24 protein-coding genes are annotated in these 25,639 nt (G+C 72.7%); 10 read left to right on the plus strand and 14 right to left on the minus strand.

Annotated features, from left to right (window positions below; translation table 11 throughout):
* The gene (locus ACQPXS_RS36835) at window positions 1-1,065 is read right to left on the minus strand and encodes a lipoate--protein ligase family protein (RefSeq protein ID WP_433456125.1); all 1,065 of its coding nucleotides are present in this window, start codon (window positions 1,063-1,065) and stop codon (window positions 1-3) included.
* Window positions 1,066-1,193: 128 nt separating this feature from the next.
* On the opposite strand from ACQPXS_RS36835, the gene ACQPXS_RS36840 reads away from it, so the two are divergent.
* From ACQPXS_RS36840 to ACQPXS_RS36855, 4 genes are all read left to right on the plus strand, one after another.
* Window positions 1,194-3,011 carry a gamma-glutamyltransferase family protein gene (locus ACQPXS_RS36840; RefSeq protein ID WP_433453813.1) on the plus strand — a complete coding sequence of 606 codons (1,818 nt, stop codon included), beginning with the start codon at window positions 1,194-1,196 and terminating at the stop codon, window positions 3,009-3,011.
* Window positions 3,012-3,102: 91 nt separating this feature from the next.
* A complete protein-coding gene (locus ACQPXS_RS36845; RefSeq protein WP_433453814.1) occupies window positions 3,103-3,951 on the plus strand; it encodes an inositol monophosphatase family protein in 849 nt (282 codons plus the stop codon).
* A 125-nt stretch (window positions 3,952-4,076) separates the two neighbouring features.
* Window positions 4,077-5,495, plus strand: coding sequence for a phytoene desaturase family protein (locus ACQPXS_RS36850; RefSeq protein WP_433453815.1), 1,419 nt, complete (start codon window positions 4,077-4,079; stop codon window positions 5,493-5,495).
* Window positions 5,492-6,001 carry an O-acetyl-ADP-ribose deacetylase gene (locus ACQPXS_RS36855; RefSeq protein WP_433453816.1) on the plus strand — a complete coding sequence of 170 codons (510 nt, stop codon included), beginning with the start codon at window positions 5,492-5,494 and terminating at the stop codon, window positions 5,999-6,001. Before ACQPXS_RS36850 ends, ACQPXS_RS36855 begins: the two co-directional genes overlap by 4 nt.
* A 15-nt stretch (window positions 6,002-6,016) precedes the next feature.
* Here the strand turns inward: ACQPXS_RS36855 and ACQPXS_RS36860 are convergent, their stop codons facing one another.
* Both ACQPXS_RS36860 and ACQPXS_RS36865 read right to left on the minus strand, forming a co-directional pair.
* A complete protein-coding gene (locus tag ACQPXS_RS36860; RefSeq protein ID WP_433453817.1) occupies window positions 6,017-7,864 on the minus strand; it encodes a PLP-dependent aminotransferase family protein in 1,848 nt (615 codons plus the stop codon).
* Window positions 7,865-7,890: 26 nt separating this feature from the next.
* Complete coding sequence (locus tag ACQPXS_RS36865; protein ID WP_433453818.1) at window positions 7,891-8,592, minus strand: B3/B4 domain-containing protein; 702 nt, start codon at window positions 8,590-8,592, stop codon at window positions 7,891-7,893.
* Between the two features lie 240 nt (window positions 8,593-8,832).
* On the opposite strand from ACQPXS_RS36865, the gene ACQPXS_RS36870 reads away from it, so the two are divergent.
* The 4 genes from ACQPXS_RS36870 to ACQPXS_RS36885 all read left to right on the plus strand — a co-directional run bounded on the left by ACQPXS_RS36870 (window position 8,833) and on the right by ACQPXS_RS36885 (window position 13,503).
* Window positions 8,833-9,720, plus strand: a complete 888-nt coding sequence (locus ACQPXS_RS36870; RefSeq protein WP_433453819.1) for a methylenetetrahydrofolate reductase — start codon at window positions 8,833-8,835, stop codon at window positions 9,718-9,720.
* A 138-nt stretch (window positions 9,721-9,858) separates the two neighbouring features.
* Window positions 9,859-11,370 carry an AlkA N-terminal domain-containing protein gene (locus ACQPXS_RS36875; RefSeq protein ID WP_433453820.1) on the plus strand — a complete coding sequence of 504 codons (1,512 nt, stop codon included), beginning with the start codon at window positions 9,859-9,861 and terminating at the stop codon, window positions 11,368-11,370.
* A gap of 11 nt (window positions 11,371-11,381) precedes the next feature.
* On the plus strand, window positions 11,382-11,870 hold the full coding sequence (locus ACQPXS_RS36880; protein ID WP_433453821.1) for a methylated-DNA--[protein]-cysteine S-methyltransferase: 489 nt from the start codon (window positions 11,382-11,384) through the stop codon (window positions 11,868-11,870).
* A gap of 202 nt (window positions 11,871-12,072) precedes the next feature.
* Complete coding sequence (locus ACQPXS_RS36885) at window positions 12,073-13,503, plus strand: selenium-binding protein SBP56-related protein (protein ID WP_433453822.1); 1,431 nt, start codon at window positions 12,073-12,075, stop codon at window positions 13,501-13,503.
* Between the two features lie 39 nt (window positions 13,504-13,542).
* On the opposite strand, the gene ACQPXS_RS36890 is transcribed toward ACQPXS_RS36885, so the two are convergent.
* A complete protein-coding gene (locus ACQPXS_RS36890) occupies window positions 13,543-14,280 on the minus strand; it encodes an SIR2 family NAD-dependent protein deacylase (protein ID WP_433453823.1) in 738 nt (245 codons plus the stop codon).
* A 118-nt stretch (window positions 14,281-14,398) separates the two neighbouring features.
* Window positions 14,399-14,998 carry a TetR/AcrR family transcriptional regulator gene (locus ACQPXS_RS36895; RefSeq protein WP_433453824.1) on the minus strand — a complete coding sequence of 200 codons (600 nt, stop codon included), beginning with the start codon at window positions 14,996-14,998 and terminating at the stop codon, window positions 14,399-14,401.
* A 147-nt stretch (window positions 14,999-15,145) separates the two neighbouring features.
* Between ACQPXS_RS36895 and ACQPXS_RS36900 the strand changes: the two genes are divergently transcribed.
* Complete coding sequence (locus tag ACQPXS_RS36900; protein WP_433453825.1) at window positions 15,146-15,664, plus strand: ATP-binding protein; 519 nt, start codon at window positions 15,146-15,148, stop codon at window positions 15,662-15,664.
* 6 nt (window positions 15,665-15,670) lie between these two features.
* On the opposite strand, the gene ACQPXS_RS36905 is transcribed toward ACQPXS_RS36900, so the two are convergent.
* The 3 genes from ACQPXS_RS36905 to ACQPXS_RS36915 are packed head-to-tail and all read right to left on the minus strand — an operon-like array spanning window position 15,671 to window position 17,608.
* On the minus strand, window positions 15,671-16,003 hold the full coding sequence (locus ACQPXS_RS36905) for a hypothetical protein (protein ID WP_433453826.1): 333 nt from the start codon (window positions 16,001-16,003) through the stop codon (window positions 15,671-15,673).
* A complete protein-coding gene (locus ACQPXS_RS36910) occupies window positions 16,000-16,494 on the minus strand; it encodes an NUDIX domain-containing protein (protein WP_433453827.1) in 495 nt (164 codons plus the stop codon). Before ACQPXS_RS36910 ends, ACQPXS_RS36905 begins: the two co-directional genes overlap by 4 nt.
* Window positions 16,495-16,522: 28 nt before the next feature.
* Entirely contained in the window at window positions 16,523-17,608 is a 1,086-nt protein-coding gene (locus ACQPXS_RS36915) for an ADP-ribosylglycohydrolase family protein (RefSeq protein WP_433453828.1), read from the minus strand.
* A gap of 183 nt (window positions 17,609-17,791) precedes the next feature.
* Between ACQPXS_RS36915 and ACQPXS_RS36920 the strand changes: the two genes are divergently transcribed.
* Window positions 17,792-18,910, plus strand: a complete 1,119-nt coding sequence (locus tag ACQPXS_RS36920; protein WP_433456127.1) for a glycerate kinase — start codon at window positions 17,792-17,794, stop codon at window positions 18,908-18,910.
* A gap of 331 nt (window positions 18,911-19,241) precedes the next feature.
* On the opposite strand, the gene pssA is transcribed toward ACQPXS_RS36920, so the two are convergent.
* The 6 genes from pssA to ACQPXS_RS36950 all read right to left on the minus strand — a co-directional run bounded on the left by pssA (window position 19,242) and on the right by ACQPXS_RS36950 (window position 25,634).
* Complete coding sequence (pssA, locus tag ACQPXS_RS36925) at window positions 19,242-20,063, minus strand: CDP-diacylglycerol--serine O-phosphatidyltransferase (RefSeq protein WP_351803831.1); 822 nt, start codon at window positions 20,061-20,063, stop codon at window positions 19,242-19,244.
* Between the two features lie 22 nt (window positions 20,064-20,085).
* Complete coding sequence (locus tag ACQPXS_RS36930) at window positions 20,086-20,742, minus strand: phosphatidylserine decarboxylase (RefSeq protein ID WP_433453829.1); 657 nt, start codon at window positions 20,740-20,742, stop codon at window positions 20,086-20,088.
* Between the two features lie 169 nt (window positions 20,743-20,911).
* Window positions 20,912-22,117 carry an acyl-CoA dehydrogenase family protein gene (locus ACQPXS_RS36935; protein ID WP_351803704.1) on the minus strand — a complete coding sequence of 402 codons (1,206 nt, stop codon included), beginning with the start codon at window positions 22,115-22,117 and terminating at the stop codon, window positions 20,912-20,914.
* A complete protein-coding gene (locus ACQPXS_RS36940) occupies window positions 22,117-22,629 on the minus strand; it encodes a MaoC family dehydratase (RefSeq protein WP_351803702.1) in 513 nt (170 codons plus the stop codon). The genes ACQPXS_RS36935 and ACQPXS_RS36940 overlap by 1 nt, the downstream gene beginning before the upstream one ends.
* Before the next feature lie 15 nt (window positions 22,630-22,644).
* Window positions 22,645-23,610, minus strand: a complete 966-nt coding sequence (locus ACQPXS_RS36945) for an HpcH/HpaI aldolase/citrate lyase family protein (RefSeq protein WP_433453830.1) — start codon at window positions 23,608-23,610, stop codon at window positions 22,645-22,647.
* The gene (locus tag ACQPXS_RS36950; RefSeq protein WP_351803698.1) at window positions 23,607-25,634 is read right to left on the minus strand and encodes a protein meaA; all 2,028 of its coding nucleotides are present in this window, start codon (window positions 25,632-25,634) and stop codon (window positions 23,607-23,609) included. The genes ACQPXS_RS36945 and ACQPXS_RS36950 overlap by 4 nt, the downstream gene beginning before the upstream one ends.
* Window positions 25,635-25,639 lie beyond the last annotated feature (5 nt).

A 25,639-nucleotide genomic window follows, 5' to 3' on the forward strand; every position in this document is an offset into this window, starting at 1 on the left:
CTACGGCACCCGGGCCGTCCACCGCGCCGACGTGAACTTGGTCCGCGCCAGGTCCTCCGCGCGCGCCAGCTCCTCGTCCGTGATCTTGCCCGGCGTCAGGCCGTACCGCGCGCGGAACGACTCGATCATCCGGTCGATGACCGCCGCACGCGGCAGACCGGTCTGCCGCCGCAGCGGATCGACCCGCTTCTTCGCGGACCGCGTCCCCTTGTCGGACAGCTTCTCCCGCCCGATGCGCAGCACCTCGACCATCTTGTCGGCGTCGATGTCGTACGACATCGTCACGTGGTGCAGGACGGCGCCGGGGCCCCCGCCGGGTCCGACGATCCGCTTCTGGGCCGCACCCGCGATCTTGCCCTGATCGGTCGCGATGTCGTTCAGCGGCTGGTACCAGGCCCGGATGCCCATGTCGCCGAGCGCGCCCAGCACCCAGTCGTCCAGGTAGGCGTAGCTGTCCTGGAAGGACAGGCCCTGCACGAGGGACTCGGGCACCGACAGGGAGTAGGTGATGGTGTTGCCGGGCTCCACGAACATCGCGCCGCCGCCGGAGATCCGCCGCACCACCTCGATGCCGTGCCGCGCGGCGCCCTCCGGGTCCACCTCGTTGCGCAGCGACTGGAAGCTGCCGATGATCACCGCCGGGGCGCCCCACTCCCACACCCTGAGCGTCGGCGGCCGCCGGCCTGCGGCGACCTCGGCGGTCAGCACCTCGTCGAGGGCCATGTGCAGCGCGGGCGGCTGGGGGTCCTCGTGGATCAGCTGCCAGTCGTAGTCGGTCCAGTCGGTGGCGTGCGCGAGGGCCCGGCGCACCGCGATCCCCACGCCCTCCGACGTCAGGCCGTACATCACCGTCCCCGCGGGCAGCGCCGCCTCGATCCGCGTGGCCAGACCGGCCGCGTCGGTGTCCGCCGGGGCGCCCTCCAGCGCGGCGTTCACCGCGTCCAGCGCCTCGTCCGGCTCCAGGAAGAAGTCGCCCGCCACGCGCACGTGCCGCAGCACGCCGTCCTCGACGTCCACGTCCACGACGACGAGCTTGCCGCCGGGCACCTTGTACTCACCGTGCACTGCCTGCGCCTCCGTCCCTGCCGCCTCCCGCACGAGATCAACGGCGCAGGTCGTCGCCGTGTTCCCGGACGGCGACCACGCTCGTACGATCACCCGGACGAGGTACCCCAGCCGAGGAGACGTCTGTCGTGTTCACCACCCGGCCCACCCTGCAGGGCACCTTCGGCATGGTGTCCTCCACCCACTGGCTGGCCTCCCAATCGGCCATGGCGGTCCTGGAGGACGGCGGCAACGCCTTCGACGCCGCCGTGGCCGGCGCGTTCGTGCTGCACGTGGTGGAGCCGCACCTGAACGGGCCGGCCGGCGAGGTGCCGATTCTGCTCGCCCCGGCGGGCGGTGAGGTGCGGGTGCTGTGCGGTCAGGGCGTCGCCCCCGCCGGTGCCACCGTCGCCCACTACCGCGGGCTCGGACTGGACCTCGTACCCGGCACCGGGCCGCTCGCGGCCGCCGTGCCCGGCGCCTTCGACGCCTGGCTGCTCCTCCTGCGCGACCACGGCACGAAGTCCCTGGAGGACGTGCTGAAGTACGCCGTCGGATACGCCGAGCACGGGCACGCGCCCGTGGAGAACCTCGGCGCGACGGTGGAGACCGTGCGGGCGCTGTTCGAGACCGAGTGGACCTCGTCGGCCGAGGTGTACCTGCCCGGCGGCCGGGCGCCCCGGCCCGGTGAGCGCTTTCGCAACCCCGCTCTCGCCGATACCTGGAAGCGGCTGCTGGCCGAGACCGCCGGTGCCGGCGACCGGGAGGCCCGGATCGACGCCGCGCGCGAGGTATGGCGCTCCGGGTTCATCGCCGAGGCGCTGGTGCGGCAGTCCCGGCGGCCCACCATGGACACCGGCGGCGCACGGCACACCGGCACGCTCACCGAGGCCGACCTCGCCGGCTGGTCGGCCACCTATGAGACACCGGTGACCTACGACTGGAACGGCTGGACCGTGTGCAAGGCCGGCCCCTGGAGCCAGGGCCCCGCCCTCCTGCAGCAGCTCGCCCTGCTGCCGCCCGAGCTGCCCGCCTACGGCTCCGCCGAGTACGTCCACCTGCTGATCGAGGGCTGCAAGCTCGCCATGGCCGACCGCGAGGCCTGGTACGGGGACGCGGCCGAGGTGCCGGTCGCCGAGCTGCTGTCGGACGACTACAACGCCGCACGGCGCGCCCTGGTCGGCGCCAAGGCCTCCTTCGAGCTGCGGCCCGGCAGCCCCGGCGGCCGCACCCCGCGGCTGCCGGCGCAGGCGTACGCGCGCGTGGAGAGCGGCGAGGACCGCGGCTTCGACCCGATGGGCGCCGGTGAGCCGACGGTCGCGGAGTTCCCCGGCGAGCCGCGGGTGGCCGCCGACGGCACGACCCGCGGCGACACCTGCCACCTGGACGTCGTCGACCGCTGGGGCAACATGGTCGCCGCCACGCCCAGCGGCGGCTGGCTGCAGTCCAACCCGGTCGTGCCCGAGCTGGGCTTCCCGCTCGGTACGCGGCTGCAGATGACCTGGTTGGAGGAGGGCCTTCCGAACTCCCTCACCCCCGGCCGCCGCCCGCGCACCACCCTCACCCCGTCCCTCGCGCTGCGGGACGGCGTGCCGGTCCTGGCGTTCGGCACGCCCGGCGGAGACCAGCAGGACCAGTGGCAGCTGCACTTCTTCCTCGCCGCCGCCCTGCGCGCCCCGGTCCGCGGCGGCCTGGACCTCCAGGGCGCGATCGACGCCCCGAACTGGCACAACGACAGCTTCCCCAGCTCCTTCTACCCGCGCGGCCGCCGCCCCGGCAGCGTGACCGTGGAGTCCCGCACGGACGCCGGGGTGGTCGAGGAACTGCGGCGGCGCGGCCACGACGTCACCGTCGGACCCGCCTGGTCCGAGGGACGCCTGTGCGCGGTGGCCCGGGACCCGGAGACCGGCGTGCTCTCGGCGGCGGCGAACCCGCGCGGGATGCAGGGGTACGCCGTCGGCCGCTGACTGATCGTCCGGCACCTGTTCTTCATCCCGATTCCACCCGCTGTGCACCGGGCGGGCGGGGATTGTCAGCGGGGCGTGGTCTCATGGGGGCATGATCGAAGCAATGACGGAAACCATCGACGAGTTTCTCGCCCGCTGCTCGGCCGACGTGGAGGACGCGGTCCGCAAGGCCGCCGCGGCCGAGATCCTGCCCCGCTTCCGGCGCCTCGCCGAGGACGAGGTGGACCAGAAGAGCGGCCCGCACGACCTGGTGACGGACGCCGACCGGCTCGCCGAGCTGCGGCTCACCGCGGACCTCGGCGCCCTGCTGCCGGGCTCGGTCGTCGTCGGCGAGGAGGCGGTGCACGCCGACCCGGCGACCTACGCGGCGCTCCAGGGCGACGCACCGGTCTGGATCGTCGACCCGGTCGACGGCACCCGCCAGTTCGTGCACGGCGACGACGGCTTCTGCACCCTGGTCGCCCTCGCCCACCGCGGCGTCGTCCTCGCCTCCTGGACCTACGCCGCGGCGCGCGACCAGCTCGCCACCGCGGTCCGCGGCCAGGGCGCCTTCCTCGACGGCGAGCGGCTGTTCGCGGGGCCGCCCGCGCCCGGCCGGGACCTCGTCGTCGCCACGTCCCACCCGGACTACACCACCGACGAGCAGAAGCGCGCGCTGCGCGCCCTGTGGACCGACGGCCTCGCACCCCGCCCCTGCGGTTCGGCGGGCCTGGAGTATCTCGCCGTAGCCCGGGGCGAGTTGGACGCCGTCGCGTTCTCCTGGGAGGCGGCCTGGGACCATGCGGCCGGGCTGCTCCTGGTCGAGGAGGCGGGCGGGACGCATCTCACCCGCGACGGCGAGCCGTTCCGCGTGACCGGCGGCAACACCCTGCCCTTCACCGCGGCCCGGAACACCGCGACCGCCCGCCGGGTGGCCGATCTGCTGCGATCGGTGGCCTAAATCCGACGGGCGGCGTCCCGCCGGGCCCCGTCCGCCGGTCCACCGGGCCACCCGGCCCGGGGGAATGTCGGTCCCCCGGCATATCCTGAGCCGGAGTGGCCATCGGCTGACGAAGGGGTCCGAAGGTGCCGTCGATGCTCGATGCGGTCGTGGTGGGTGCGGGACCGAACGGACTGACCGCTGCCGTGGAGCTGGCCCGCCGTGGCTTCTCCGTCGCGCTGTTCGAGGCGAAGTCCACCGTGGGCGGCGGCGCCCGCACCGAGGAACTGACCCTGCCCGGCTTCCGGCACGACCCGTGCTCGGCCGCCCACCCCCTCGGCGTCAACTCACCGGCGTTCCGCGCCATGCCCCTCGACCGCTACGGCCTGCAGTGGCTGCACTCCGAGCTGCCGATGGCGCATCCCTTCCTCGACGGCACCGCGGCCGTGCTGTCCCGCTCGGTGGCCGAGACGGCCGCCTCCTTCGGACCACGGGACGCGGGCGCGTACCGCAGACTGGTCGAGCCGTTCCTCGCCCACTGGGACACCCTCGTCGGGGACTTCATGTCCCTGCCGCTGACCACTCTCCCGCGCGACCCCGTCACCCTGGCCCGCTTCGGCCTGGCCGGGCTGCCGCCGTCCACCTGGCTGCTGCGCCGCTTCAAGGACGAGCGGGCCAAGGCCCTGTTCGCCGGCCTGGTCGCCCATGTGATCGCGCCGCTCGGCGGCCTCGCCACCGGCGCCATCGGCCTCGTCTTCGCCCTGGCCGCCCACGCCCGCGGCTGGCCGGTGCCCCGCGGCGGCTCCCAGGCCATCTCCGACGCCCTCGCCGCCTACCTGAGGGACCTCGGCGGCGCCGTGCACACCGACTACGAGATCAAGCGCCTGGACGACCTGCCCCCCGCGCGGGCGTACGTCTTCGACACCTCGCCCACCGCGCTGGCCCGCATCGCCGGCTTCGGCGACCACTACGCGCGTTACCGCTACGGCCCGAGCGTCTTCAAGATCGACTACGCCCTGGACGGCCCGGTGCCCTGGACCGCGCCCGAGGCCCGCTCCGCCACGACCGTGCAGATCGGCGCGAGCAAGGACGAGATCTCCACCGCCCTGCGCGCCGCCTCCCGCGAGGACCGCGCCCCCGCCCGGCCCTTCCTGATCACCGTGCAGCCCAGCATCGTCGACCCGGCCCGCGCGCCCGAGGGCAAGCAGGTCTTCTGGGCGTACGGCCATGTCCCGAACGGCTGGTCCGGCGACCTCACCGACGCGATGGAACGCCAACTGGAGCGCTTCGCCCCCGGTTTCCGGGACCGCGTCCTCGCCCGCGCCGTCGCCGGGCCCGCCGAGCTGGCCGCCCACAACGCCAACTACGTCGGCGGTGACATCGCCTGCGGCGCGGCGTCCGGACTCCAGCTGCTGCTGCGCCCCAGACTGTCCCTGTTCCCGTACCACACCCCTCATCCGGCCGTCTTCATCTGCTCCTCGGCCACCCCGCCGGGACCCGGCGTGCACGGCATGTCGGGGCACAACGCGGCCAAGGCCGTATGGCGAAGACTGAGGCAGGCATGACCACCATCACCCTCGTCCAGGGCGACATCACCCGGCAGGGCGCCGACGCGATCGTCAACGCGGCCAACTCCTCCCTCCTCGGCGGCGGAGGGGTCGACGGCGCGATCCACCGGCGCGGCGGCCCCGCCATCCTCGAGGAGTGCCGCGCCCTGCGCGCCTCCCGGTACGGCAAGGGGCTGCCCACCGGCCAGGCGGTCGCCACGACGGCGGGTGAACTCGACGCCCGCTGGGTCATCCACACGGTCGGCCCGGTCTACAGCCCGAGCGAGGACCGCTCCGGCCTGCTCGCCTCCTGCTATCGCGAGTCCCTGAAGACAGCCGACGAACTCGGCGCCCGCACGGTCGCGTTCCCCGCCGTCTCCACGGGCGTGTACCGGTGGCCGATGGCAGACGCGGCACGGATCGCCGTGGAGACCGTGCGGAACACGCCGACGGCCGTCGAGGAGGTGCGCTTCGTCCTCTTCGACGAGCGGGCGTACGAGGCGTTCGCCCGCCAAGTCGGCTGATCCGCGCCGAGGTTGTCAGGACAGCTCGCGCAGGGTCCTGCCGAGCAGTGCCACGCCCTCGGCGATGACTCCCGGCGCGGTGGCCGCGTAGCCGAGGACGAGGCCGGGCGGACCGGGCAACTGCCGGTGCCAGGACAGGGGCTGGCACTTCACGCCCCGGGCCAGCGCGGCGGCGGCGAGCTCGGTGTCGGGTACGTCCGCGGTGTAGGTGACCGTCAGATGCAGGCCCGCCGCGGCGCCGTGCACGGTGCCGCCCGGCAGATGCTCGGCGAGCGCGGTGATCATCGCGTCGCGGCGATCGCGGTGCCGTCGCCGCAACAGCCGCAGATGCCGCTCCAGCCCACCGGACTCCATCAGCCCGGCGAGCACCAGCTGCGGCAGCACCGCGTTGCCCAGGTCGTTGAACCGCTTGGCGTCGACCAGGCCGGTGCGGTACCGGGGCGGGGCCACCAGCCAGCCGATGCGCAGCGCCGGAGCGAGCAGCTTCGACACGCTGCCCATGTAGCACACCCGGTCGGCCAGCAGCGCCCGCAGCGCGGGGACCGGCGGCCGGTCGTAGCGGTGCTCCGCGTCGTAGTCGTCCTCCAGGATCAGCCCGCCGTCCCGTGCCCAGCCCAGCAGCTCACGCCGGCGCTCGCCGCTGGTCACCACGCCGGTCGGGAACTGGTGGGCCGGCGTGAGCAGCACCGCGCGGGCGCCGGTCGCGCGCAACGCGTCCACGCGCACCCCGTCCCCGTCGACCGGCACCGGCGGGGTGTCGAGGCCCCCGTTGCGCAGATGCTGGAGGCCGCCGAGCGAACCGGGGTCCTCCACCGCCACGGCGTCGATGCCGTCCGCCCGCAGCACCTGGTGCAGCAGCGTGAGCGCCTGGGCGGTGCCGGCCACGATCAGCACCTCGTCCGGCTCCACCCGTACGCCCCGCATCCGCGCGAGCCATTCGGCGACGGCCCGCCGCAGCGCGGGAGCGCCACGGGGGTCGCCGTAGCCGAAGTGCTCGGCGGACAGTTCCGCGAGCACGGCACGCTCGGCACGCAGCCAGGCGGTACGCGGAAAGGCGGCGAGATCCGGCCGCCCGGGAGTGAGATCGACGACGGCCGGCGCCTCCCGCAACGCGTCGAAGACGTCGGCACCGGGGGCTCGGAGGAACGGCGTCGCGGGTGGGGTGGGGACTGTGGGGCGATGGGAGCTTCTGGGGCGGGTGCGGCTGGTCGGCGGCTGCGGGGGGCGGGGCGCACGAGGGGGCGGCGGCGGGCACTGCGCGCTGGAGGGCGGCGCGGCGTGGGCGCGAGAGGACGGTGTGCCGGGTGCGGGAGGGGGCGCTCCCGATGGACCGGACGGCGCGGTGCGGGGCGCGTGCGGCGGGCCGGGCGACTCGGTGCGGGATGCCCCTGGCCACACGGTGCCGGTCATGCCGGTGCCCGGGGTTCCGGGCGTGTCGGCGCCGGGCAAGGTCGTTGATGCCCGTGCCCCGGGGAGGGTGCGGTCGAGCGCCGCACCCGCAGGCGCCGTACGCGCCTCCTCGCGTCCCGGAGCCCCGTCGCCGCGGACGCCCGGAGCGAACGGTGCCGCCACCACCACCGTGCCCCCGCGGCGGCGGCCCTCCAGGTGGCCGTCCTCGGCGAGCCGGCGGTAGGCCTCGGTGATCACCCCTCGGGAGACCCGCAGTTCGGTGGCCAGCACCCGGGTGGGCGGGAGCCTGCTGCCCACCGCCAGACGGCCGTCCGCTATCGCCTGCCGCAGCCGTCCGGCCAGCCACTCGGCCTTCCCGCCGGCCGGCACGTCACCGGCCGCCAGCTGCAGGAAGTCCGAGCCGCGGCCCGGGAGTTCGCCCGCGCCCGCCTGCACCCCTCGTCCCTCGTCCACCGTGCTCATGCTGTCACGCGCCGGGTTCAGCCGCCGAAGACGAAGTCCGGCGCGGCCCGGGTGAGCAGGGCCGTCTGCGTGCCGACCCCCCAGTGTGCCGCCACCTCCGCCTCGACCGTCTTCAGCAGCTCGGGCACGGTCTCCGCGCCGCCGTCGTGCATGGCCTCCGCCACCACCAGCACCCGGCGGGTGTGCTCGCCGACCGCCGAGTGGCCGCTCTGCCGGTGGGTCCAGCGCCGGGCGTGCGCGCGACCCGCGGAGTCGACGAAGGTCACCTCGCCGGGCGCGGGATGCTCGACGCCCCCGCCGAACGCCGTGTACGTCTCGTCGCCGCCGGCCGGCCGCACCTCCAGCAGCGGCCCGGTGATCCGGTCGACGTCGAGGACCGCCACCGGAACCGCGTACGCCACCGACAGCGCGTTGCACAGGTCGACCAGCGGATGGATGCGCGGCAGCGTCCCCTCCTTCCGCAGCCGCCGCAGCAGCGACTCCGAGGCGCTCCGGTACTGCGTCGGCCTCAGCCCCGTCCGGCTGAACGCCCGCCGCCAGGCCAGCACTTCGGGGAACTCGCCCTCGGTGGCGCCGGCCAGCCGGGCCAGGGCGCGGGCGGTGTACTCGGCGGTGCGCGGCCCGGTGTCCACACCGGCGCCGACGCCGTCGGCGTACAGCGCGCCGGAGGCCAGTTCGGGGAACGTGGCCCAGATGGTGTCCGCGTGCCGGAATCGCATGGGCAAGGACCTCCTCGGGGTTCGGGATCACCACCTTGCCGGGGCCGTGGTCCGGTCACCAGGGCCAAAGCCGGTACGTGTCACCGGTCCATAACCTGCCTGCCGGCTCACTGCCCGGTGCCGGGCCATGCGGGGGACGGGCGCCCACACGGCCTCCGCGGGGTGTGACCCCGGGCCGAGGCCCCGCACCCCGCGTGACATCATCGGCCGGGGTCCGAACGCCGTCGTACGAGGAGCACGATGAACCCCGCTCTCACCGCCACCTCGGCGGTCGGTGCCGCGCTGCTGGACGACTTCTCGCTGGAGATGACCGGCAAGGACGTGCCCCGGCTGGAGGAGGCGCGGGAGAGTATCCCGCAGGGCACCCGGATCAACATCACCTTCCTCGCCGGCGAGGACCTCGGCATGCGGCTGGCGGCCGCCCGGGCGGTCAAACGGCTCGGTTTCGTCCCCGTACCGCACCTCTCGGCACGCCGCCTGCCCTCCCAGGCCGCCCTGGAGGAGTTCCTGTCCGGGCTGGCCGCGGACGGCACCGCCGAGAACGTCTTCGTCGTCGGCGGCGACCCCGCCCGCCCCGAGGGCCCCTACCCGGACGCCCTCGCCGTCCTGCGCACCGGCCTGCTCCAGCGCCACGGCGTCCGGCACGTCGGCATCTGCGGCTACCCGGAGGGCCACCCCGCGATAGCCGACGGCGCGCTGTGGTCCGCGCTCACGGACAAGGCGGCGGCCCTCGGGGCGCACCGGTTCGGCGGCGACGTCATCACCCAGTTCGGCTTCGACGTCGACCCCGTCCTCGGCTGGCTGGAGGCCGCCCGCGCCCGGGGCGTCCACCTGCCCGTCCGCATCGGCGTGCCCGGACCGGCGGGCGTACGCCGGCTGCTCGGTTACGCCACCCGGTTCGGCGTCGCGACCAGCGCCTCCGTCGCCCGCAAGTACGGCTTCTCGCTGACCAACCTCATGGGGACGACCGGCCCGGACCGCTTCCTGCGCGCGCTCGCCGACCGCTACGACCCCGAGCGACACGGCGCGGTCAAGGTGCACTTCTACACGTTCGGCGGGCTGCGCCCCACCGCCGAGTGGGTCGCCGGGTTCCGGCAGGCGGCGGCCCTCGGGACACCCGCGCCGTGAGGCCGGCGCGGCCCGGCCCGGCCGCGCACGTCCTCACGCCCCGCCCCGCCCACCCGGATCGGCACCCCACCAGGCCCGCGAACGCTGCTGTCGGATTTCCGCCAGCGTTCGCCGCCCAGGGTGGCCGATGCTGGACGCATGCAGACAGCCACGCACCTCGACCGGGAGCACTGCGTACGCGCCGTGCAGTCCAAGGACGCGCGGTTCGACGGGTGGTTCTTCACGGCCGTCCTGACCACCCGGATCTACTGCCGCCCCAGCTGTCCCGTCGTCCCGCCCAAGCCGGAGAACATGACGTTCTACCCGAGCGCGGCCGCCTGCCAGCAGGCCGGGTTCCGGGCCTGCAAGCGCTGCCGCCCGGACACCAGCCCCGGCTCCCCGGAGTGGAACCAGCGCGCCGACCTGGTGGCCCGTGCCATGCGGCTCATCGCCGACGGCGTCGTGGACCGCGAGGGCGTGCCGGGACTCGCCGCCCGGCTCGGCTACAGCACCCGCCAGGTGGAGCGGCAACTGCTCGCCGAACTCGGCGCGGGCCCCCTCGCGCTCGCCCGCGCCCAGCGCGCCCAGACCGCGCGGCTGCTCATCGAGACCACCCCGCTGCCCATGACGGAGATCGCCTTCGCGGCCGGCTTCGCCTCCGTCCGCACCTTCAACGACACCGTCCGCGAGGTGTTCGCCCTGTCCCCGAGCGAGCTGCGCGCCCGCGCGCCGAAGGCCGGGGCCGGCACCCCGGGCGGGATCAGCCTGCGGCTGCCGTTCCGCGCCCCGCTCAACCCGTCCAACCTCTTCGGCCACCTCGCCGCGACCGCCGTACCCGGCGTCGAGGAGTGGCTCCCCCACCCCCCGGACGGCGTGGGAGGTGCCCCCACCGGCGCGTACCGGCGCACGCTGCGCCTGCCGTACGGCCACGGGATCGTCTCCCTCACACCCCGCCCCGACCACATCGCCTGCCGCCTCACCCTCAGCGACCTGCGTGACCTGCCCGTGGCGATCAGCCGCTGCCGCCGCATGCTCGACCTGGACGCCGACCCCGTCGCCGTCGACGACCGGCTGCGCACCGACCCGCTGCTCGCGCCCCTGGTCGACAAGGCGCCCGGCCGCCGGGTGCCGCGCACGGTCGACGAGGCCGAGTTCGCCGTCCGGGCCGTCCTCGGCCAGCAGGTCTCCACGGCCGCCGCCCGCACCCACGCGGCCCGCCTGGTCACCGCGCACGGCAAACCCCTCGACGACCCCGAGGGCGGCCTCACGCACCTCTTCCCTTCCCCCGAGGCCCTCGCCGACGTCGACCCCGAGACCCTGGCGATGCCCCGCACCCGGCGCACCACCTTCACCACCCTGGTCCGCGCACTCGCCGACGGCTCCCTCCACCTGGGCGCGGAGTCCGACTGGGCCGAGACCCGCGCCCGGCTGCTGACGCTGCCCGGATTCGGGCCGTGGACGGTCGACGTCATCGCCATGCGCGCCCTCGGCGACCCCGACGCCTTCCTCCCCACCGACCTCGGCATCCGGCGCGCGGCACAGGAGCTGGGCCTGCCCTCCACCCCGGCCGCGCTCACCGCCCGCGCGGAGGCATGGCGGCCCTGGCGGGCGTACGCCGTGCAGTACCTGTGGGCGACCGACGGCCACCCGATCAACTTCCTGCCCGTGTAAGAAGGTTCCGCGTGTCCCACACCGTGATCGACAGCCCGTACGGCCCGCTCACCCTGGTCGCCGACGCCGACGGCACCCTGTGCGGCCTCTACATGACCGGCCAGCGGCACCGCCCGCCCGAGGAGAACTTCGGCCCCCGCGAGGACGACCTGCCCTGCTTCGCCGCGGCGAAGGAGCAGCTGGCGGCCTACTTCGCGGGCGAGTTGAAGCGGTTCACCCTCCAACTCGCCCTGGACGGAACCCCCTTCCAGCGCGGCGTCTGGCAAGAGCTCACCCGCATCCCCTACGGCGAGACCCGCACCTACGGCCAACTCGCCGACTCCCTCGGCAAGCCCCAGGCCTCCCGCGCGGTCGGCCTCGCCAACGGCAGGAACCCCGTCGGCATCATCGTCCCCTGCCACCGCGTCATCGGCTCCGACGGCAGCCTCACCGGCTACGGCGGCGGCCTGGACCGCAAACGGCGCCTGCTGGACTTCGAGCGAGCCGGCGCCCTCTTCTGAACCGCCGGGACCGGGCGGGGGCACGTTCGGCGACGGAACGTCCAGGGGCTCGCGCTGCCGCGTTGGCAGTGCTTCGGGGCTGTGAAACGCTGGCCGTGTGGCATGTATGTCCGGTATCTGCACATCGATCTCGCACGGATGAGGCCGACCGCCTCCCGGGAGCCCTCTGGTCCCCGCCCTCCGTTCGGGACAAGGAACAGCCATGACGACGACCGACCACGCCCACCACGGTGGCGACCACGGTGACCCCACCCTGTACCGCACTCCGGCGGACGCCGTCGCCGCACCCCCGGAGAAGCTCGCCTATGTCGTCGGTTTCGACCCGGCCGCGCAGCACGCGGACGCGTTGTTCACCGTCGTCACCGACCCCGAATCCGCTGCCTACGGCCGTGTGACCGCCCAGGCCGAGCTGCCCGGCCCGGGCAACGAACTGCACCACTTCGGCTGGAACGCCTGCTCGAGCGCGCTGGCGCACGCCGGTCACCAGCACGCCGCGCGGCGCTACCTTCTCGTCCCGGGACTGCGCTCCTCCCGGCTGCACGTCTTCGACACCGGTCCCGATCCCGCCCGCCCCCGCCTGGTCAAGGTGGTCGAGCCGGAAGAGCTGGCCGCCAGGGCAGGGTATTCGCGTCCCCACACACTTCACTGCGGTCCCGACGGGGTGTTCCTTTCCTGCCTGGGCGGCGCGGACGGCGCGGACGGGCCCGGCGGCGTCGCGCTGCTGGACCACGAGAGCTTCGACGTGCTGCGCGCCTGGGAGAGCGACCGCGGACCGCAGTGGCTCGCCTACGACGTCTGGTGGCATCTGCGCCAGAACATCGCCGTGACCAGCGAGTGGGGGACCCCGTCGATGGTCGAGGACGGACTCGTACCCGAGCTGCTGCTGGGTCGCCGGTACGGCCACGCACTGCACTTCTGGGAGCTGGACTCCGGCCGGCACCTGCAAGTCGTCGACCTCGGGGACGAGAACCAGATGGTGCTGGAACTGCGCCCCGCCCACGACCCCGAGGCCACGTGGGGGTTCGCGAACACCGTGGTCGACGTGGAGGATCTCTCGGCGTCCGTGTGGTTGTGGAACCGGGAGGGCGAGGACTACGTGGTCCGCAAGGTGATCACCCTCCCCGCCGAGTCCGCGCCGGCGGAGGACCTGCCCCCCGCACTGCGGCCGTTCGGCGCCGTGCCCCCGTTCATCACCGACATCGACCTGTCGGTGGACGACCGGTGGCTGTACGTGTCCGCGTGGGGAACCGGTGACCTGGTCCAGTACGACGTGAGCGACCCGGTCCGCCCGAGGCGGACCGCGTCCGTGCGTCTGGGCGGCGTCGTAGGCCGAGCGCCGCACCCCGCCGAACCGGACGTTCCGCTCACCGGTGGAGCGCAGATGGTCGAGCTCAGCCGCGACGGGCGGCGCGCGTACGTGACGAACTCCCTGTACTCCGCCTGGGACGCGCAGGTCTATCCGGCGGGCATCGACCCGTGGATGGTGAAGCTCGACGCCGACACCACCCACGGCGGGCTCTCCGTCGACAGCCGCTTCTTCCCGCACGGCCCTGACTTCCTAGGCCTGCGCGTGCACCAGACGCGCCTGCAGGGCGGCGACGCGTCCTCGGACTCGTACTGCTACCGCAGCTGACCGCTCACGCTCGGACACCCTCGCGTGGGGAACGGGACCCTACGTACCGCTCTCGGCCCGGATACGACCCAGCAGCGCGGGCAGCGCGGTGCCGATCGGTTCGCGTACGACCTCGTCGGCGAGGTCGTCGTACGGCGTCGGCTCGGCGTTGACGATGATCAGGCGGGCGCCGTGGTCGGCGGCGATGCCTACGAGGCCGGCGGCGGGCTGTACCTGCAGGCTGCTGCCGACGGCGACGAACAGGGTGCACGCCTTGCTGATGGACACCGCCTCACCGAGGACGACCGGGTCCAGCCGCTCGCCGAACATCACGGTTGCGGACTTGAGGATGCCGCCGCACGTGAGGCAGGCAGGGTCCTCCTCGCCGGCCTCGACACGGGCGAGGGCGTCCTCCATGGAGCCGCGCGCATGGCACCGGGTGCACACCACACTGCGTGCGCTGCCGTGCAGTTCGAGCACCTTGCGGGCGGGCATGCCGGCGAGCTGGTGCAGGCCGTCCACGTTCTGGGTGATGACCCGCACCGGGATGCCGGACTTCTCCAGCTCGGCGACGGCCCGGTGCGCGGCGTTCGGCTCGGCCTTGAGGGTCCGGTTCTTCCGCCGCATCTGCCAGGACCGCCGCCGGATCTCCGGGTCCGCCATGTAGTACTCGTAGGTGACGAGCTTCTCGGCCTCCGGATCCCGCCGCCACAGCCCGTTCGGCCCGCGGTAGTCCGGGATCCCGGAGTCGGTGGAGATGCCTGCGCCGCTGAGCAGGGCGAGGAGGGGCTTGTCCATGGGCCGAGAGTAGGACGCCCGTCCCATCGGGGCGAGCGGATATCCGGGCCTGGTCCCCGGTCCCCGGCCGTGGTGCGGTGAGGCATCGGTCGGCAGCGCAGCGGTCTCTGACGGGGCGTCACGCCTGGGGCCCCCATCCGGGTTCCAGGATGTCGAGGAGAGCGTGGAAGGCCTTGTCGGCGCGGTCCCAGTGGCCGTTCGCCAGCGGGGCGATCACGAGGCCGAAGGCGGCGTCGGCCAGCAGGGCGGCCTGGGTGCCGGCCCGCTCCTGGTCCATGCCGAGGTCGCGGAAGATGCCGGTGAGCAGGTCCGTCCACTCGGTGACGATGTCGTGCAGGACGGGCCCGTACCGGTCCGGGTGGAGCACGCTTGCGCTCATGACCTCGAGATAGAGGGGGAGCGCGGCACGTACGTCGGGGTCGCCGAACCGACGCCACAGCTCCTCCATGAAGCGGCGCAGGCCCGCCGCGTCCGTTGGCGTGCCGAAGGCCTCCAGCAGCTCGCGGGCACGCAGCAGAGGCCGGCGCTCGTAGCCGGCGAGGGCCTCGGCGACCATGCGTTCCTTGGAGCCGAAGTAGTACAGGAGCATGCGGTCGCTGGTGCCCAGCGCACGGGCCAGGGGCCGCAGCGAGAGGTCCGTCAGCCCGTTGCGGAGGACGTATGCGCGGACCTGGCCGAGCAGGTCGCGTCGTTTGGCCGGGTCGGGCGGCCGGGGCATGGGGGCTCCTGTATGCGGTGAGGAAGTCGGGGCTATATGTACCCATAAATACCTTTTGGGGATGTCTTTACCGTAGCAGCCGCTACGTATATATTTGAGGTGTAGCGACTGCTACATGTACGGCCTCGTTCAGAAGGACTGATTCCTATGGCCACCCACGCCGCCCTCTCCTGGGCCACCCGGCAGTGGGCCCTGTGGTCCCGTGCGCTCGCCCCGCTACGACCGCTGGACGCGCCCCGTGGCCGCGCCACCGTCTGGGACGCCTCCTGGCCCCTGCCCCGGGACCTGACTTCGGCGGGCCGGGCCCGGCGGCTGGTGACCGCCCAGCTCAGCGACTGGGACCTGGCCGACCTGGCCGACACCGCCGAGCTCCTGGTCAGCGAGGTGGTCACCAACGCCCTGCGCCACACCCGTGGGCCGCTCAGGCTCAACCTGCGGGTGCGCGACTCCCGTCTGGCGTGCGAGGTGGAGGACACCGAGTCCGCCGGCCCCCAGCGCAGCGTCGTCGACACCGACGCGGAAGGCGGGCGCGGCACGGAACTCCTCGACCTGCTCGCGGATGCCTGGGGCAGCACGGAGACGGCCACGGGCAAGACCATCTGGTTCGAACTGCGCTCCGAGCACCGGGCCGTGGAAAGCCCGGAGACCGCCTTGGCGACGGCCTGAGCGCGGTCAGCCGAGACACGCCCAGCGCACCGCCGCCGCAGCGGCCAGCGCCACCGCCGGAGCCGCCCAGCCCCAGCCCAGCACCCGCCGGCCGAGCAGCCGCACCCCGACCGCGGCCGCCGCGCTGAGCAGGGTGAGCAGGCAGGACAGGACGACGGCGGCGTAGGCGTCGTCGTCCCAGGGCCCGGACGGGCGGGTCACCAGCGCCGCCCGGCAGAAGAAACCGGTGACCAGGGTCAGCAGCGCCACGGGCACCGCGAGGACCAGGCGCAGGCAGCCCCCGTCGTCGTCGGCGGATCCGCCGACGGCGGCGGGACGGGTGGGATCCGGGCCGGTCATGCCGTGCGGTGGCCGTTCTCCAGTTCCGCGGTGCCGGAGCCGTCCGCGAGGACGTCCAGGGCGGTCAGGACACGGCGGCCCAGGGCGCCGGGGAGGTGGTCGGCGATCTCCTCGCGCGGGACCAGGCGCCAGGACAGCAGCTCCTCCTCCTGGAGGCGGATCGCCTTCAGCTCGGCCTCCGTGAGGACACCGCCGTCGTACAGGTACGCCACCAGCGGGGGCCGGCCCACGCCGTGCACCCAGTCCACGGCCAGCAGCCGGCCCGGCTCCCGGTCGAGCCCGATCTCCTCCAGCGTCTCCCGGCGCGCGCCCTGGCGCGGGGTCTCCCCGTCGTCCGACTCGATCGTGCCACCCGGAAGCGCCCAGCCCTCGCGGTAGTTGGGCTCGACCAGCAGTACGCGTCCCTCGGCGTCGCGGAAGAGCGCGGCGGCGCCGGCGAGGACACGGGGCAGGCTCGCGATGTACGTGGCGAAGTCAGGAGTCGTGGTCATTGGGGAAGGGTAACCAGGCGCGGGGCGGCTACGGGCCGGCCGTCGCCAGGCGCAGGGTGCGTTCCGCCAGCGCACTGATCCGTACGCCGTCGAAGCCGAACACCGCGCTCCGTACCGTGTCCCGCAGCGGGTCCTTCCACTGGGCCGGGATCGCTGCCGCGCCCGTGAGCACTCCGGCCACCGAGCCGGCCGTCGCCCCGTTGGAGTCGGTGTCCAGTCCGCCGCGCACGGTCAGGGCGATGGTCCGGGTGAAGTCGCCGTCGCCGTACAGCAGCCCGGCGGTGAGGACGGCGGCGTTCGGGACGGTGTGGATCCAGCCGAGCCCGGCGGTCTCCGCGGCCAGCGTGGCCAGGGTCTCCTCCCAGGCCAGCCGCGTCTCGTGCAGGGTCATGACCCGCCGTACGGTACGGGCGAGCCTGCTGCTCGCGGGGATCACGGCGAGCGCCGTGCCGAGTGCGTCCCGCACGGTGGGGGCGGTGAAGGCGGCCGCGATCAGCGCGGCCGCCCACATGGCGCCGTACACCCCGTTCCCGGTGTGCGACAGCACCGCGTCCCTGCGGGCCAGACCGGCGGCGCCGGCCGGGTCCCCGGGGCTGGTCCAGCCGTAGACGTCGGCGCGGATCAGCGCGCCGATCCACTCCTGGTACGGGTTGTCGTACGTCGCCGTCAGCGGTGGCTTCAGCCCGTTGGCGAGATTGCGGTAGGCCGCCCGTTCCGCGGTGAAGGTCTGCAGATACGGCAGCCGCAGCAGCCACAGGTCGCCGACCTGCTCGGTGCTGAAGCCGAAGCCGTACGTCTCCAGCAGGTGCAGGCCGAGGATCGCGTAGTCGACGTCGTCGTCGCGCACGCTGCCGTGGATCCGGCCGCGCACGCACTCGCGCCACTCCGGGCGCAGTACGGCGGTCTCGCCCGGGTCGGCGGGCTCGGGCAGGTAGTCGGTGAGCGGCAGCGCCTCGGCCTTGCGCAGATAGCGGTCGATGAGCTCGCGGGTCCACACCTCGCCCTGCTCCACCGGCTTGCCGAGCATGTTGCCCGCGATCCGGCCGAGCCAGCCGCCGTGGATGCGGTCGGCGAGGGCGGGGAGGTCGGCGGGCTGCGGGCGCTGGCGGGTCATGGCTGGGGTCTACCCGTTTTGCCCAGGGTCTTCCCAGCCGCTTCCCAGCCTTCGGTCGGGGCATGACGACGGGGGCGTCCTCCGGTTAAGGTCGCAGCGGCGCGACTGGCCCTGACGTGCGCGGGGCCCGGAGAGCAAGGGGAAAGCAAGGTGGCGGACGCTGCAGTGAACGAGACCCGTCGGGTGCTCATCGCCGCGGACAAGTTCAAGGGCTCGCTGACGGCCGTGCAGGTCGCCGAGCGGGTGACGGCCGGGCTGCGCCGGGTCGTGCCGGACCTGACGGTCGAGGCGCTGCCGGTGGCCGACGGCGGCGACGGGACCGTGGACGCGGCGGTCGCGGCCGGTTTCGAGCGCCGCGAGGTACGGGTCGCCGGGCCGCTCGGCGAGGAGGTGACCGCCGCGTTCGCGCTCCGCGGGCCGACCGCGGTCGTGGAGATGGCCGAGGCGAGCGGCCTCCAGCGCCTGCCCGCCGGGGTCTTCGCGCCCCTGACGGCCTCCACGTACGGCTCCGGCGAGCTGCTGCGGGCCGCGCTCGACGCGGGTGCCCGGACGATCGTGTTCGGCGTCGGCGGCAGCGCCACGACCGACGGCGGCGCCGGGATGCTGTCCGCGCTGGGCGCGCGCTTCCTGAACGAGGGCGGCGAGCCGGTGGCGCCGGGCGGCGGCGGGCTGGCGGACCTCGCCCGCGCCGATCTGTCCGGCCTGGACCCGCGCCTGTCCTCGGTGGAATTGGTGCTGGCCAGCGACGTCGACAATCCGCTGACCGGGCCGAAGGGCGCGCCGGCGGTGTACGGCCCGCAGAAGGGCGCCTCCCCGGACGACGTGGAGGCCCTGGACGCGGCCCTCGCCCACTTCGCCAAGGTGCTGGAGGCCGAGGCCGGGCCGCGCGCGGCGGAGTACGCGGCGTCGCCGGGCGCGGGTGCGGCGGGCGGCATCGGCTACGGCGCGCTGCTGCTCGGCGCCCGGTTCCGGCCCGGTATCGAGGTCATGCTGGACGTCCTGGGCTTCGCGCCCGCGCTGGAGCGGGCCTCGCTGGTGATCACCGGCGAGGGCTCGCTGGACGAGCAGACGCTGCACGGGAAGGCGCCCGCGGGGGTCGCCGCCGCCGCGCGGGCCGCGGGCAAGGAGGTGGTCGCGGTGTGCGGCCGGCTCGCCCTGCCCACGCAGGCGCTGGAGCGGGCCGGGATCCGGCAGGCGTACCCCCTCACCTCGGTCGAGCCGGACGTGGCCCGGTGCATCGCGGAGGCCGGGCCGATCCTGGAGGACGTCGCGGAACGGATCGCCCGGGACCGGCTGGTCTGATCGGGCGCCTCCCGGCGGGCCGACGGGGGCGCGGCCACACCAGGGGCGTCAGCTCGCCGTCCGGGTCATGGAAGTGGCCGCCGGCGGTGAGACCCTCGACCTTGCCGTCCTTGAGTCAAGTGGGCGACCGCCGGCAGTGTGGCCGGGTTGTCGGCCTGCTTGTCCAGCGCTCCGTAGACGATGAGCACGGGCACCCTCCCGCCGAGCACGGGCGTTCCCCTACGACTGGTGGTTGCCGACTCAACGGGGAATCCGGCAGACCTTGAACGCACAACGGGTGTGGCCCGGGCCGCAAGGGCCCGGGCCACACCCGTCAGCGCTGGGACGAGGGTCAGGGCAGCTGTGCCGCCCGCGCCTCCCGCCGGTTGTCGCGGAAGTTGTTCACCCGTCGAGCCGTGGCGAACAACGGGATCACCGCGCCCATGACCAGCTGGAGCGCGCAGCCCGTCTGCAGGAGCAGCTGACCGCTCGGGGCGTCGAAGGCCCACGCCGCCAGCAGGCCCATGGACAGGACGATCCAGCAGAGCATCGCGCCGGCGAGGCGCCCCCGCGGCTTCGGGTACTCCACCCGGCTCACCATCAGCCACGCCGTACCGAGAATCGCCAGCAGCGTCGCCACGAAGGGCAGCTCCAGCAGGACGATGGAGACCACCGTCAGCGCGCCGAAGGGGCTCGGCATGCCCTGGAACATGCCGTCCTTCATGGTCACGCACGAGAAGCGGGCCAGGCGCAGGACGACGGCCAGGAGCACCACGATTGCCCCGAGCGCCGCCACTCTCTGGTGCGCGTCGTCCGCGACCATGCCGTAGACGAGGACGAAGTACGCGGGCGCGAGCCCGAAGCTGATCAGGTCGGAGAGGTTGTCCAGCTCCGCGCCCATCGGCGACGAGCGCAGCTTGCGGGCCACCAGTCCGTCGAACAGGTCGAAGACGGCCGCGCAGAGCATCAGGATGACGGCCGTGGCGGCGCTGTGCCGCGCCATGCCGGCGGACTCGTCGTTCCCGGTCAGGTGCGGGATCAGGATGCCGGTGGTGGTGAAGTACACCGCCATGAACCCGCACGTGGCGTTGCCCAGGGTGAGGGTGTCCGCTATCGACAGGCGCAGAGAGAGGGGCATCTCCTCCTCTTCGTCCACTTCATCGGCCTCGGGCACCCAGCCGGCCTGGGTCTCCGGATCAATCACGGTCAATGCGAGTCACCCCAGCCACGGTCTTCTGGCCGACCTCGACCGCGACCTCCACGCCCTCGGGCAGGTAGAGGTCGACACGCGAGCCGAAGCGGATCAGACCGATACGGTCGCCCTGCTCGACCTTCGTGCCCTCAGGGATGTAGGGCACGATGCGGCGGGCCACCGCGCCGGCGATCTGGATCATCTCGACGTCGCCGAGTTCGGTGTCGAAATGCCAGACTACGCGCTCGTTGTTCTCGCTCTCCTTGTTGAAAGCCGGAACAAAGCCGCCGGGGATGTGCTCGACGGACGTCACCGTGCCCGCGAGGGGAGCGCGGTTGACGTGGACGTTCAGCGGGCTCATGAAGATCGCGACGCGGGTGCGCCCGTCCTTCCACGGCATGATGCTCTGCACCACACCGTCGGCGGGCGAGATCACCCGGCCGGAGCCGATCTCGCGCTCGGGGTCGCGGAAGAACCACAGCATGCCCGCGGCGAGCGCGGTGGCGGGCACGGCCACGGCCTTCGCCGCGCCGGAGCGGCGGGCGCGGGCCAGGCTGAGGGCTGCGGTGGCGACGGTCGGGAGAAGCCACGGCGATGCTCCGCGCGCGAGGCGTACGCCGGCTCGGCTGTCGCGAGGTGCAGAGGTTTGGCTGTGGGGCATGGATGACCTTCGTAGCGGATGATGCCGCGCAGGACGGGGGACGGCGGCTTTCCCGGGATCGTACCGGTCGCGGGCCACAACTGGGCAAGCGAGGCTGTCGAGTCGACGGCCGAAGTGCGTCTACGGGGTGTGATCTTCTTCTCGAAGAAAACACCCCGTATCCGGACAATCAGCCCTGGAATCGATACTCTTCGAGCAGTCTGCGGCCGATGATCATTTTCTGGATCTCGGCGGTACCTTCACCGATGAGCAGCATCGGAGCCTCCCGGTAGAGGCGCTCGATCTCGTACTCCTTGGAGAAGCCGTAGCCGCCGTGGATCCGGAAGGCGTCCTCCACGACCTCCTTGCAGTACTCGGAGGCCAGGTACTTCGCCATGCCCGCTTCAAGGTCGTTACGCTGGCCGGAGTCCTTTTTGCGTGCCGCGTTGACCATCATCGCATGGGCGGCCTCGACCTTGGTGGCCATCTCCGCCAGCTTGAACTGGATGGCCTGGTGCTGGGCGATCGGCTTGCCGAAGGTGTGCCGCTGCTGGGCGTACTGGACACCGAGTTCGAAGGCACGCTGGGCGACGCCACAGCCACGCGCCGCCACATTGACCCGGCCGACCTCGACGCCGTCCATCATTTGGTAAAAACCTCGGCCGGTGACGCCGCCGAGCACCCGATCGGCCGGTACCCGCAGACCGTCCATGATCAGCTCGGTGGTGTCGACGCCCTTGTAGCCCATCTTCTCGATCTTGCCGGGGATGGTCAGGCCCGGGCGGACCTCGCCGAAGCCCGGCTCCTTCTCGATCAGGAAGGTGGTCATCGACTTGTGCGGGGCCGTGCCCTCGGGGTGACCCTCGTCACTCCGGACGAGAACGGCCACCAGGGAGGACGTACCGCCGTTCGTCAGCCACATCTTCTGGCCGTTCAGGACGTACTCGTCGCCGTCCTTGACGGCCTTGGACGTGATCGCCGACACATCGGAGCCCAGGCCCGGCTCCGACATCGAGAAGGCGCCCCGGATGTCGCCGGCCGCCATCCTCGGCAGGAAGTGGTCCTTCTGCTCCTGCGTCCCGTGCTGCTTGAGCATGTACGCGACGATGAAGTGGGTGTTGATGATGCCGGACACCGACATCCAGCCGCGGGCGATCTCCTCCACGCACAGCGCGTAGGTCAGGAGCGACTCGCCCAGGCCCCCGTACTCCTCCGGGATCATCAGACCGAACAGGCCGAGTTCCTTCAGGCCGTCCACGATCGCTTGCGGATACTCGTCGCGGTGCTCCAGCTCGGTCGCGACAGGAATGATCTCCTTGTCGACAAAGTCCCGGACGGTGGAGAGGATCTCCTGCTGGATGTCGGTCAGACCGGCGGTCTGGGCGAGGCGCGCCATTACTTCTCCTGCTGCTTCAGCTCCGGGCGGCCGGGCTGCTCGCCGCCGCGCTCCTTGATGTAGGTCTCGGTGGGCACCATGACCTTGCGGCGGAAGACGCACACCAGGGTGCCGTCCTGCTTGTAACCCTTGGTCTCGACGTAGACGATGCCGCGGTCGTTCTTCGACTTCGACGGCCACTTGTCCAGCACGGTCGTCTGGCCGTAGATCGTGTCGCCGTGGAAGGTCGGCGCCACGTGCCTGAGCGACTCGATCTCCAGGTTGGCGATCGCCTTGCCGGAGATGTCCGGCACGGACATGCCGAGCAGCAGGGAGTAGATGTAGTTCCCGACGACGACGTTCTTGCCGAAGTCCGTCGTCTTCTCCGCATAGTTCGTGTCCATGTGGAGCGGGTGGTGGTTCATGGTGAGGAGACAGAACAGGTGGTCGTCGTACTCCGTGACCGTCTTGCCCGGCCAGTGCTTGTACGTCGCCCCGACCTCGAACTCCTCGTACGTGCGTCCGAACTGCATCGCGCTCAGGGCTCCTTAGCCGACGGGGGTCTCGAACGTGCTGGTGCGCTGCATGCCGGCCGCGCGTCCCTTGCCCGCGATGACCAGGGCCATCTTGCGGCTGGCCTCGTCGATCATCTCGTCGCCGAGCATCGCCGAGCCCTTCTTGCCGCCCGCCTCGGACGTGTAGTAGTCGTACGCGTCCAGGATCAGCTCGGCGTGGTCGTAGTCCTCCTGGGAGGGCGAGAAGATCTCGTTGGAGGCCTCGACCTGGCCCGGGTGCAGCACCCACTTGCCGTCGAAGCCGAGCGCGGCGGCGCGCTGGGCGACCTCGCGGTAGCCCTCGACGTTGCGGATCTGCAGGTAGGGGCCGTCGATCGCCTGGAGGTTGTTGGCGCGGGCGGCCATCAGGATCTTCATCAGGATGTAGTGGTAGGCGTCCGCCGGGTAGCCGGGCGGCTGCTCGCCCACGACCAGGGACTTCATGTTGATGGAGGCCATGAAGTCGGCCGGGCCGAAGATGATCGTCTCCAGGCGCGGGGAGGCCTGCGCGATCGCGTTGACGTTGTTCAGGCCCTGCGCGTTCTCGATCTGCGCCTCGATGCCGATCTTGCCGACCTCGAAGCCCATGGTCTTCTCGATCTGGGTCAGCAGGAGGTCCAGGGCGACGACCTGCTGGGCGTCCTGCACCTTCGGCAGCATGATGCAGTCGAGGTTCTGGCCGGCGCCCTCGACCACCGTGACGACGTCCCGGTACGTCCATTCGGTCGTCCAGTCGTTCACCCGCACGACCCGCGTCTTGCCCGTCCAGTCGCCCTCGTTGAGGAACTTGACGATGGTGTGCCGCGCCTCGGGCTTGGCCAGCGGCGCGCAGGCGTCCTCCAGGTCCAGGAAGACCTGGTCCGCCGGGAGGCCCTGCGCCTTCTCCAGGAAGCGCGGGTTCGAGCCCGGCACGGCCAGGCAGGAGCGCCGCGGCCGAAGGCGGTTGACGGGGGTGGTCATGCGGGGACCTCCAGAGGGTCGAGCTTGTTCGCTTTCCGGATCTCGTCGACGATTCGGCCGATGATCCCGGTGATGTCGAAGTCCTTCGGGGTGAAGACGGCGGCCACTCCGGCGGCCCTGAGCTGCTCGGCGTCACCGTTCGGGATGATGCCACCTGCGATCACCGGTATATCTGTGGCACCGGCCACACGCAGCCGCTGGAGTACGTCCGGCACCAGTTGGGCGTGCGAGCCGGACAGGATCGACAGGCCGACCGCGTGGACGTCCTCGGCGAGGGCGGCGTCCACGATCTGCTCGGGCGTCAGCCGGATGCCCTGGTAGACCACTTCGAAGCCGGCGTCACGCGCCCGTACGGCGATCTGCTCGGCGCCGTTGGAGTGCCCGTCCAGGCCCGGCTTGCCGACCAGGAAGCGCAGCTTGCCGACGCCCAGCTCGCGGGCGGTGGCGTCCACCCTGGCGCGCACCTCGGCGAGCGCGGAGCCCGGCTCGGCGGCGACGGCCACCGGCGCGGACGAGACCCCGGTGGGCGCCCGGAACTCGCCGAACACCTCGCGCAGCGCCCCCGCCCACTCGCCGGTCGTGACCCCGGCGCGGGCGCACTCCAGCGTGGCCTCCATCAGGTTGTCGGTGCCCTTGGCGGCCTCCTTCAGCCGCTCCAGCGCCTTGCAGGGGCGCGGGTGGTTGAAGGGCGGCTGGTAGCGGGTGTCGCGCCAGTTCTGCAGCCCGGCGATGACCCGTGCCTCGACCGCCGGGTCGACCGTCATGATCGCGGTGTCCAGGTCGGCCGTGAGGGGGTTGGGCTCGGTGCCCTCGAAGGCGTTGACACCGATGATCTTCTCCTCGCCGGACTCGATCCGGGCCCGGCGCTCGGCGTGCGAGGAGACCAGCTGGGACTTCAGGTAGCCGGACTCCACGGCGGCCATGGCGCCGCCCATCTCCTGGATGCGGTCGATCTCGGCGAGGGCGTCCGCGACCAGCTGGTCCACCTTCGCCTCGATCACCTTCGAGCCCTCGAAGATGTCCTCGTACTCCAGCAGATCGCTCTCGTACGCCAGCACCTGCTGTATGCGCAGCGACCACTGCTGGTCCCACGGGCGGGGCAGGCCCAGCGCCTCGTTCCAGGCGGGCAGCTGCACGGCACGCGCGCGTGCGTCCTTGGAGAGGGTCACGGCCAGCATCTCCAGGACGATGCGCTGGACGTTGTTCTCCGGCTGGGCCTCCGTCAGGCCCAGGGAGTTGACCTGGACGCCGTAGCGGAACCGGCGCTGCTTGGCGTCCTGGATGCCGTACCGCTCACGGGTGACCTTGTCCCAGATGCGGCCGAACGCCCGCATCTTGCACATCTCCTCGATGAAGCGGACGCCCGCGTTCACGAAGAAGGAGATGCGGGCGACCACGTCACCCATGCGCTCCTGCGGCACTTGGCCGGAGTCGCGGACGGCGTCGAGGACGGCGATCGCGGTGGACATCGCGTACGCGATCTCCTGCACCGGCGTGGCCCCGGCCTCCTGCAGGTGGTAGCTGCAGATGTTGATCGGGTTCCACTTCGGCATGTGGGAGACCGTGTACGCGATCATGTCCGTCGTCAGGCGGAGCGACGGCCCCGGCGGGAAGACGTGCGTCCCGCGGGACAGGTACTCCTTGACGATGTCGTTCTGGGTCGTGCCCTGGAGCTTGGTGATGTCCGCGCCCTGCTCCTCGGCGACGACCTGGTAGAGCGCCAGCAGCCACATGGCGGTGGCGTTGATCGTCATCGAGGTGTTCATCTGCTCCAGGGGGATGTCCTGGAACAGCCGGCGCATGTCACCGAGGTGCGCGACGGGCACGCCCACCCGGCCGACCTCGCCGCGGGCGAGGATGTGGTCGGGGTCGTAGCCGGTCTGCGTCGGCAGGTCGAACGCCACCGACAGACCGGTCTGGCCCTTGGCGAGGTTGCGCCGGTACAGCTCGTTGGACGCCTCGGCCGTGGAGTGGCCGGCGTACGTCCGCATGAGCCACGGACGGTCCTTCTGACGCTCTGTCATCTGCG

This window comes from Streptomyces sp. CA-142005, from assembly GCF_050942335.1.
Lineage (GTDB): Bacteria > Actinomycetota > Actinomycetes > Streptomycetales > Streptomycetaceae > Streptomyces.

Coding starts and splice junctions, on each gene's coding strand:
- ACQPXS_RS36845 (WP_433453814.1), top strand. CDS start 3,103: ATGATCGAAGCAATGACGGAAACCATCGACGAGTTTCTCGCCCGCTGC.
- ACQPXS_RS36855 (WP_433453816.1), top strand. CDS start 5,492: ATGACCACCATCACCCTCGTCCAGGGCGACATCACCCGGCAGGGCGCC.
- ACQPXS_RS36865 (WP_433453818.1), bottom strand. CDS start 8,592: ATGCGATTCCGGCACGCGGACACCATCTGGGCCACGTTCCCCGAACTG.
- ACQPXS_RS36870 (WP_433453819.1), top strand. CDS start 8,833: ATGAACCCCGCTCTCACCGCCACCTCGGCGGTCGGTGCCGCGCTGCTG.
- ACQPXS_RS36875 (WP_433453820.1), top strand. CDS start 9,859: ATGCAGACAGCCACGCACCTCGACCGGGAGCACTGCGTACGCGCCGTG.
- ACQPXS_RS36885 (WP_433453822.1), top strand. CDS start 12,073: ATGACGACGACCGACCACGCCCACCACGGTGGCGACCACGGTGACCCC.
- ACQPXS_RS36890 (WP_433453823.1), bottom strand. CDS start 14,280: ATGGACAAGCCCCTCCTCGCCCTGCTCAGCGGCGCAGGCATCTCCACC.
- ACQPXS_RS36895 (WP_433453824.1), bottom strand. CDS start 14,998: ATGCCCCGGCCGCCCGACCCGGCCAAACGACGCGACCTGCTCGGCCAG.
- ACQPXS_RS36900 (WP_433453825.1), top strand. CDS start 15,146: ATGGCCACCCACGCCGCCCTCTCCTGGGCCACCCGGCAGTGGGCCCTG.
- ACQPXS_RS36905 (WP_433453826.1), bottom strand. CDS start 16,003: ATGACCGGCCCGGATCCCACCCGTCCCGCCGCCGTCGGCGGATCCGCC.
- ACQPXS_RS36910 (WP_433453827.1), bottom strand. CDS start 16,494: ATGACCACGACTCCTGACTTCGCCACGTACATCGCGAGCCTGCCCCGT.
- ACQPXS_RS36915 (WP_433453828.1), bottom strand. CDS start 17,608: ATGACCCGCCAGCGCCCGCAGCCCGCCGACCTCCCCGCCCTCGCCGAC.
- ACQPXS_RS36930 (WP_433453829.1), bottom strand. CDS start 20,742: ATGCCCCACAGCCAAACCTCTGCACCTCGCGACAGCCGAGCCGGCGTA.
- ACQPXS_RS36935 (WP_351803704.1), bottom strand. CDS start 22,117: ATGGCGCGCCTCGCCCAGACCGCCGGTCTGACCGACATCCAGCAGGAG.
- ACQPXS_RS36940 (WP_351803702.1), bottom strand. CDS start 22,629: ATGCAGTTCGGACGCACGTACGAGGAGTTCGAGGTCGGGGCGACGTAC.
- ACQPXS_RS36945 (WP_433453830.1), bottom strand. CDS start 23,610: ATGACCACCCCCGTCAACCGCCTTCGGCCGCGGCGCTCCTGCCTGGCC.
- ACQPXS_RS36950 (WP_351803698.1), bottom strand. CDS start 25,634: ATGACAGAGCGTCAGAAGGACCGTCCGTGGCTCATGCGGACGTACGCC.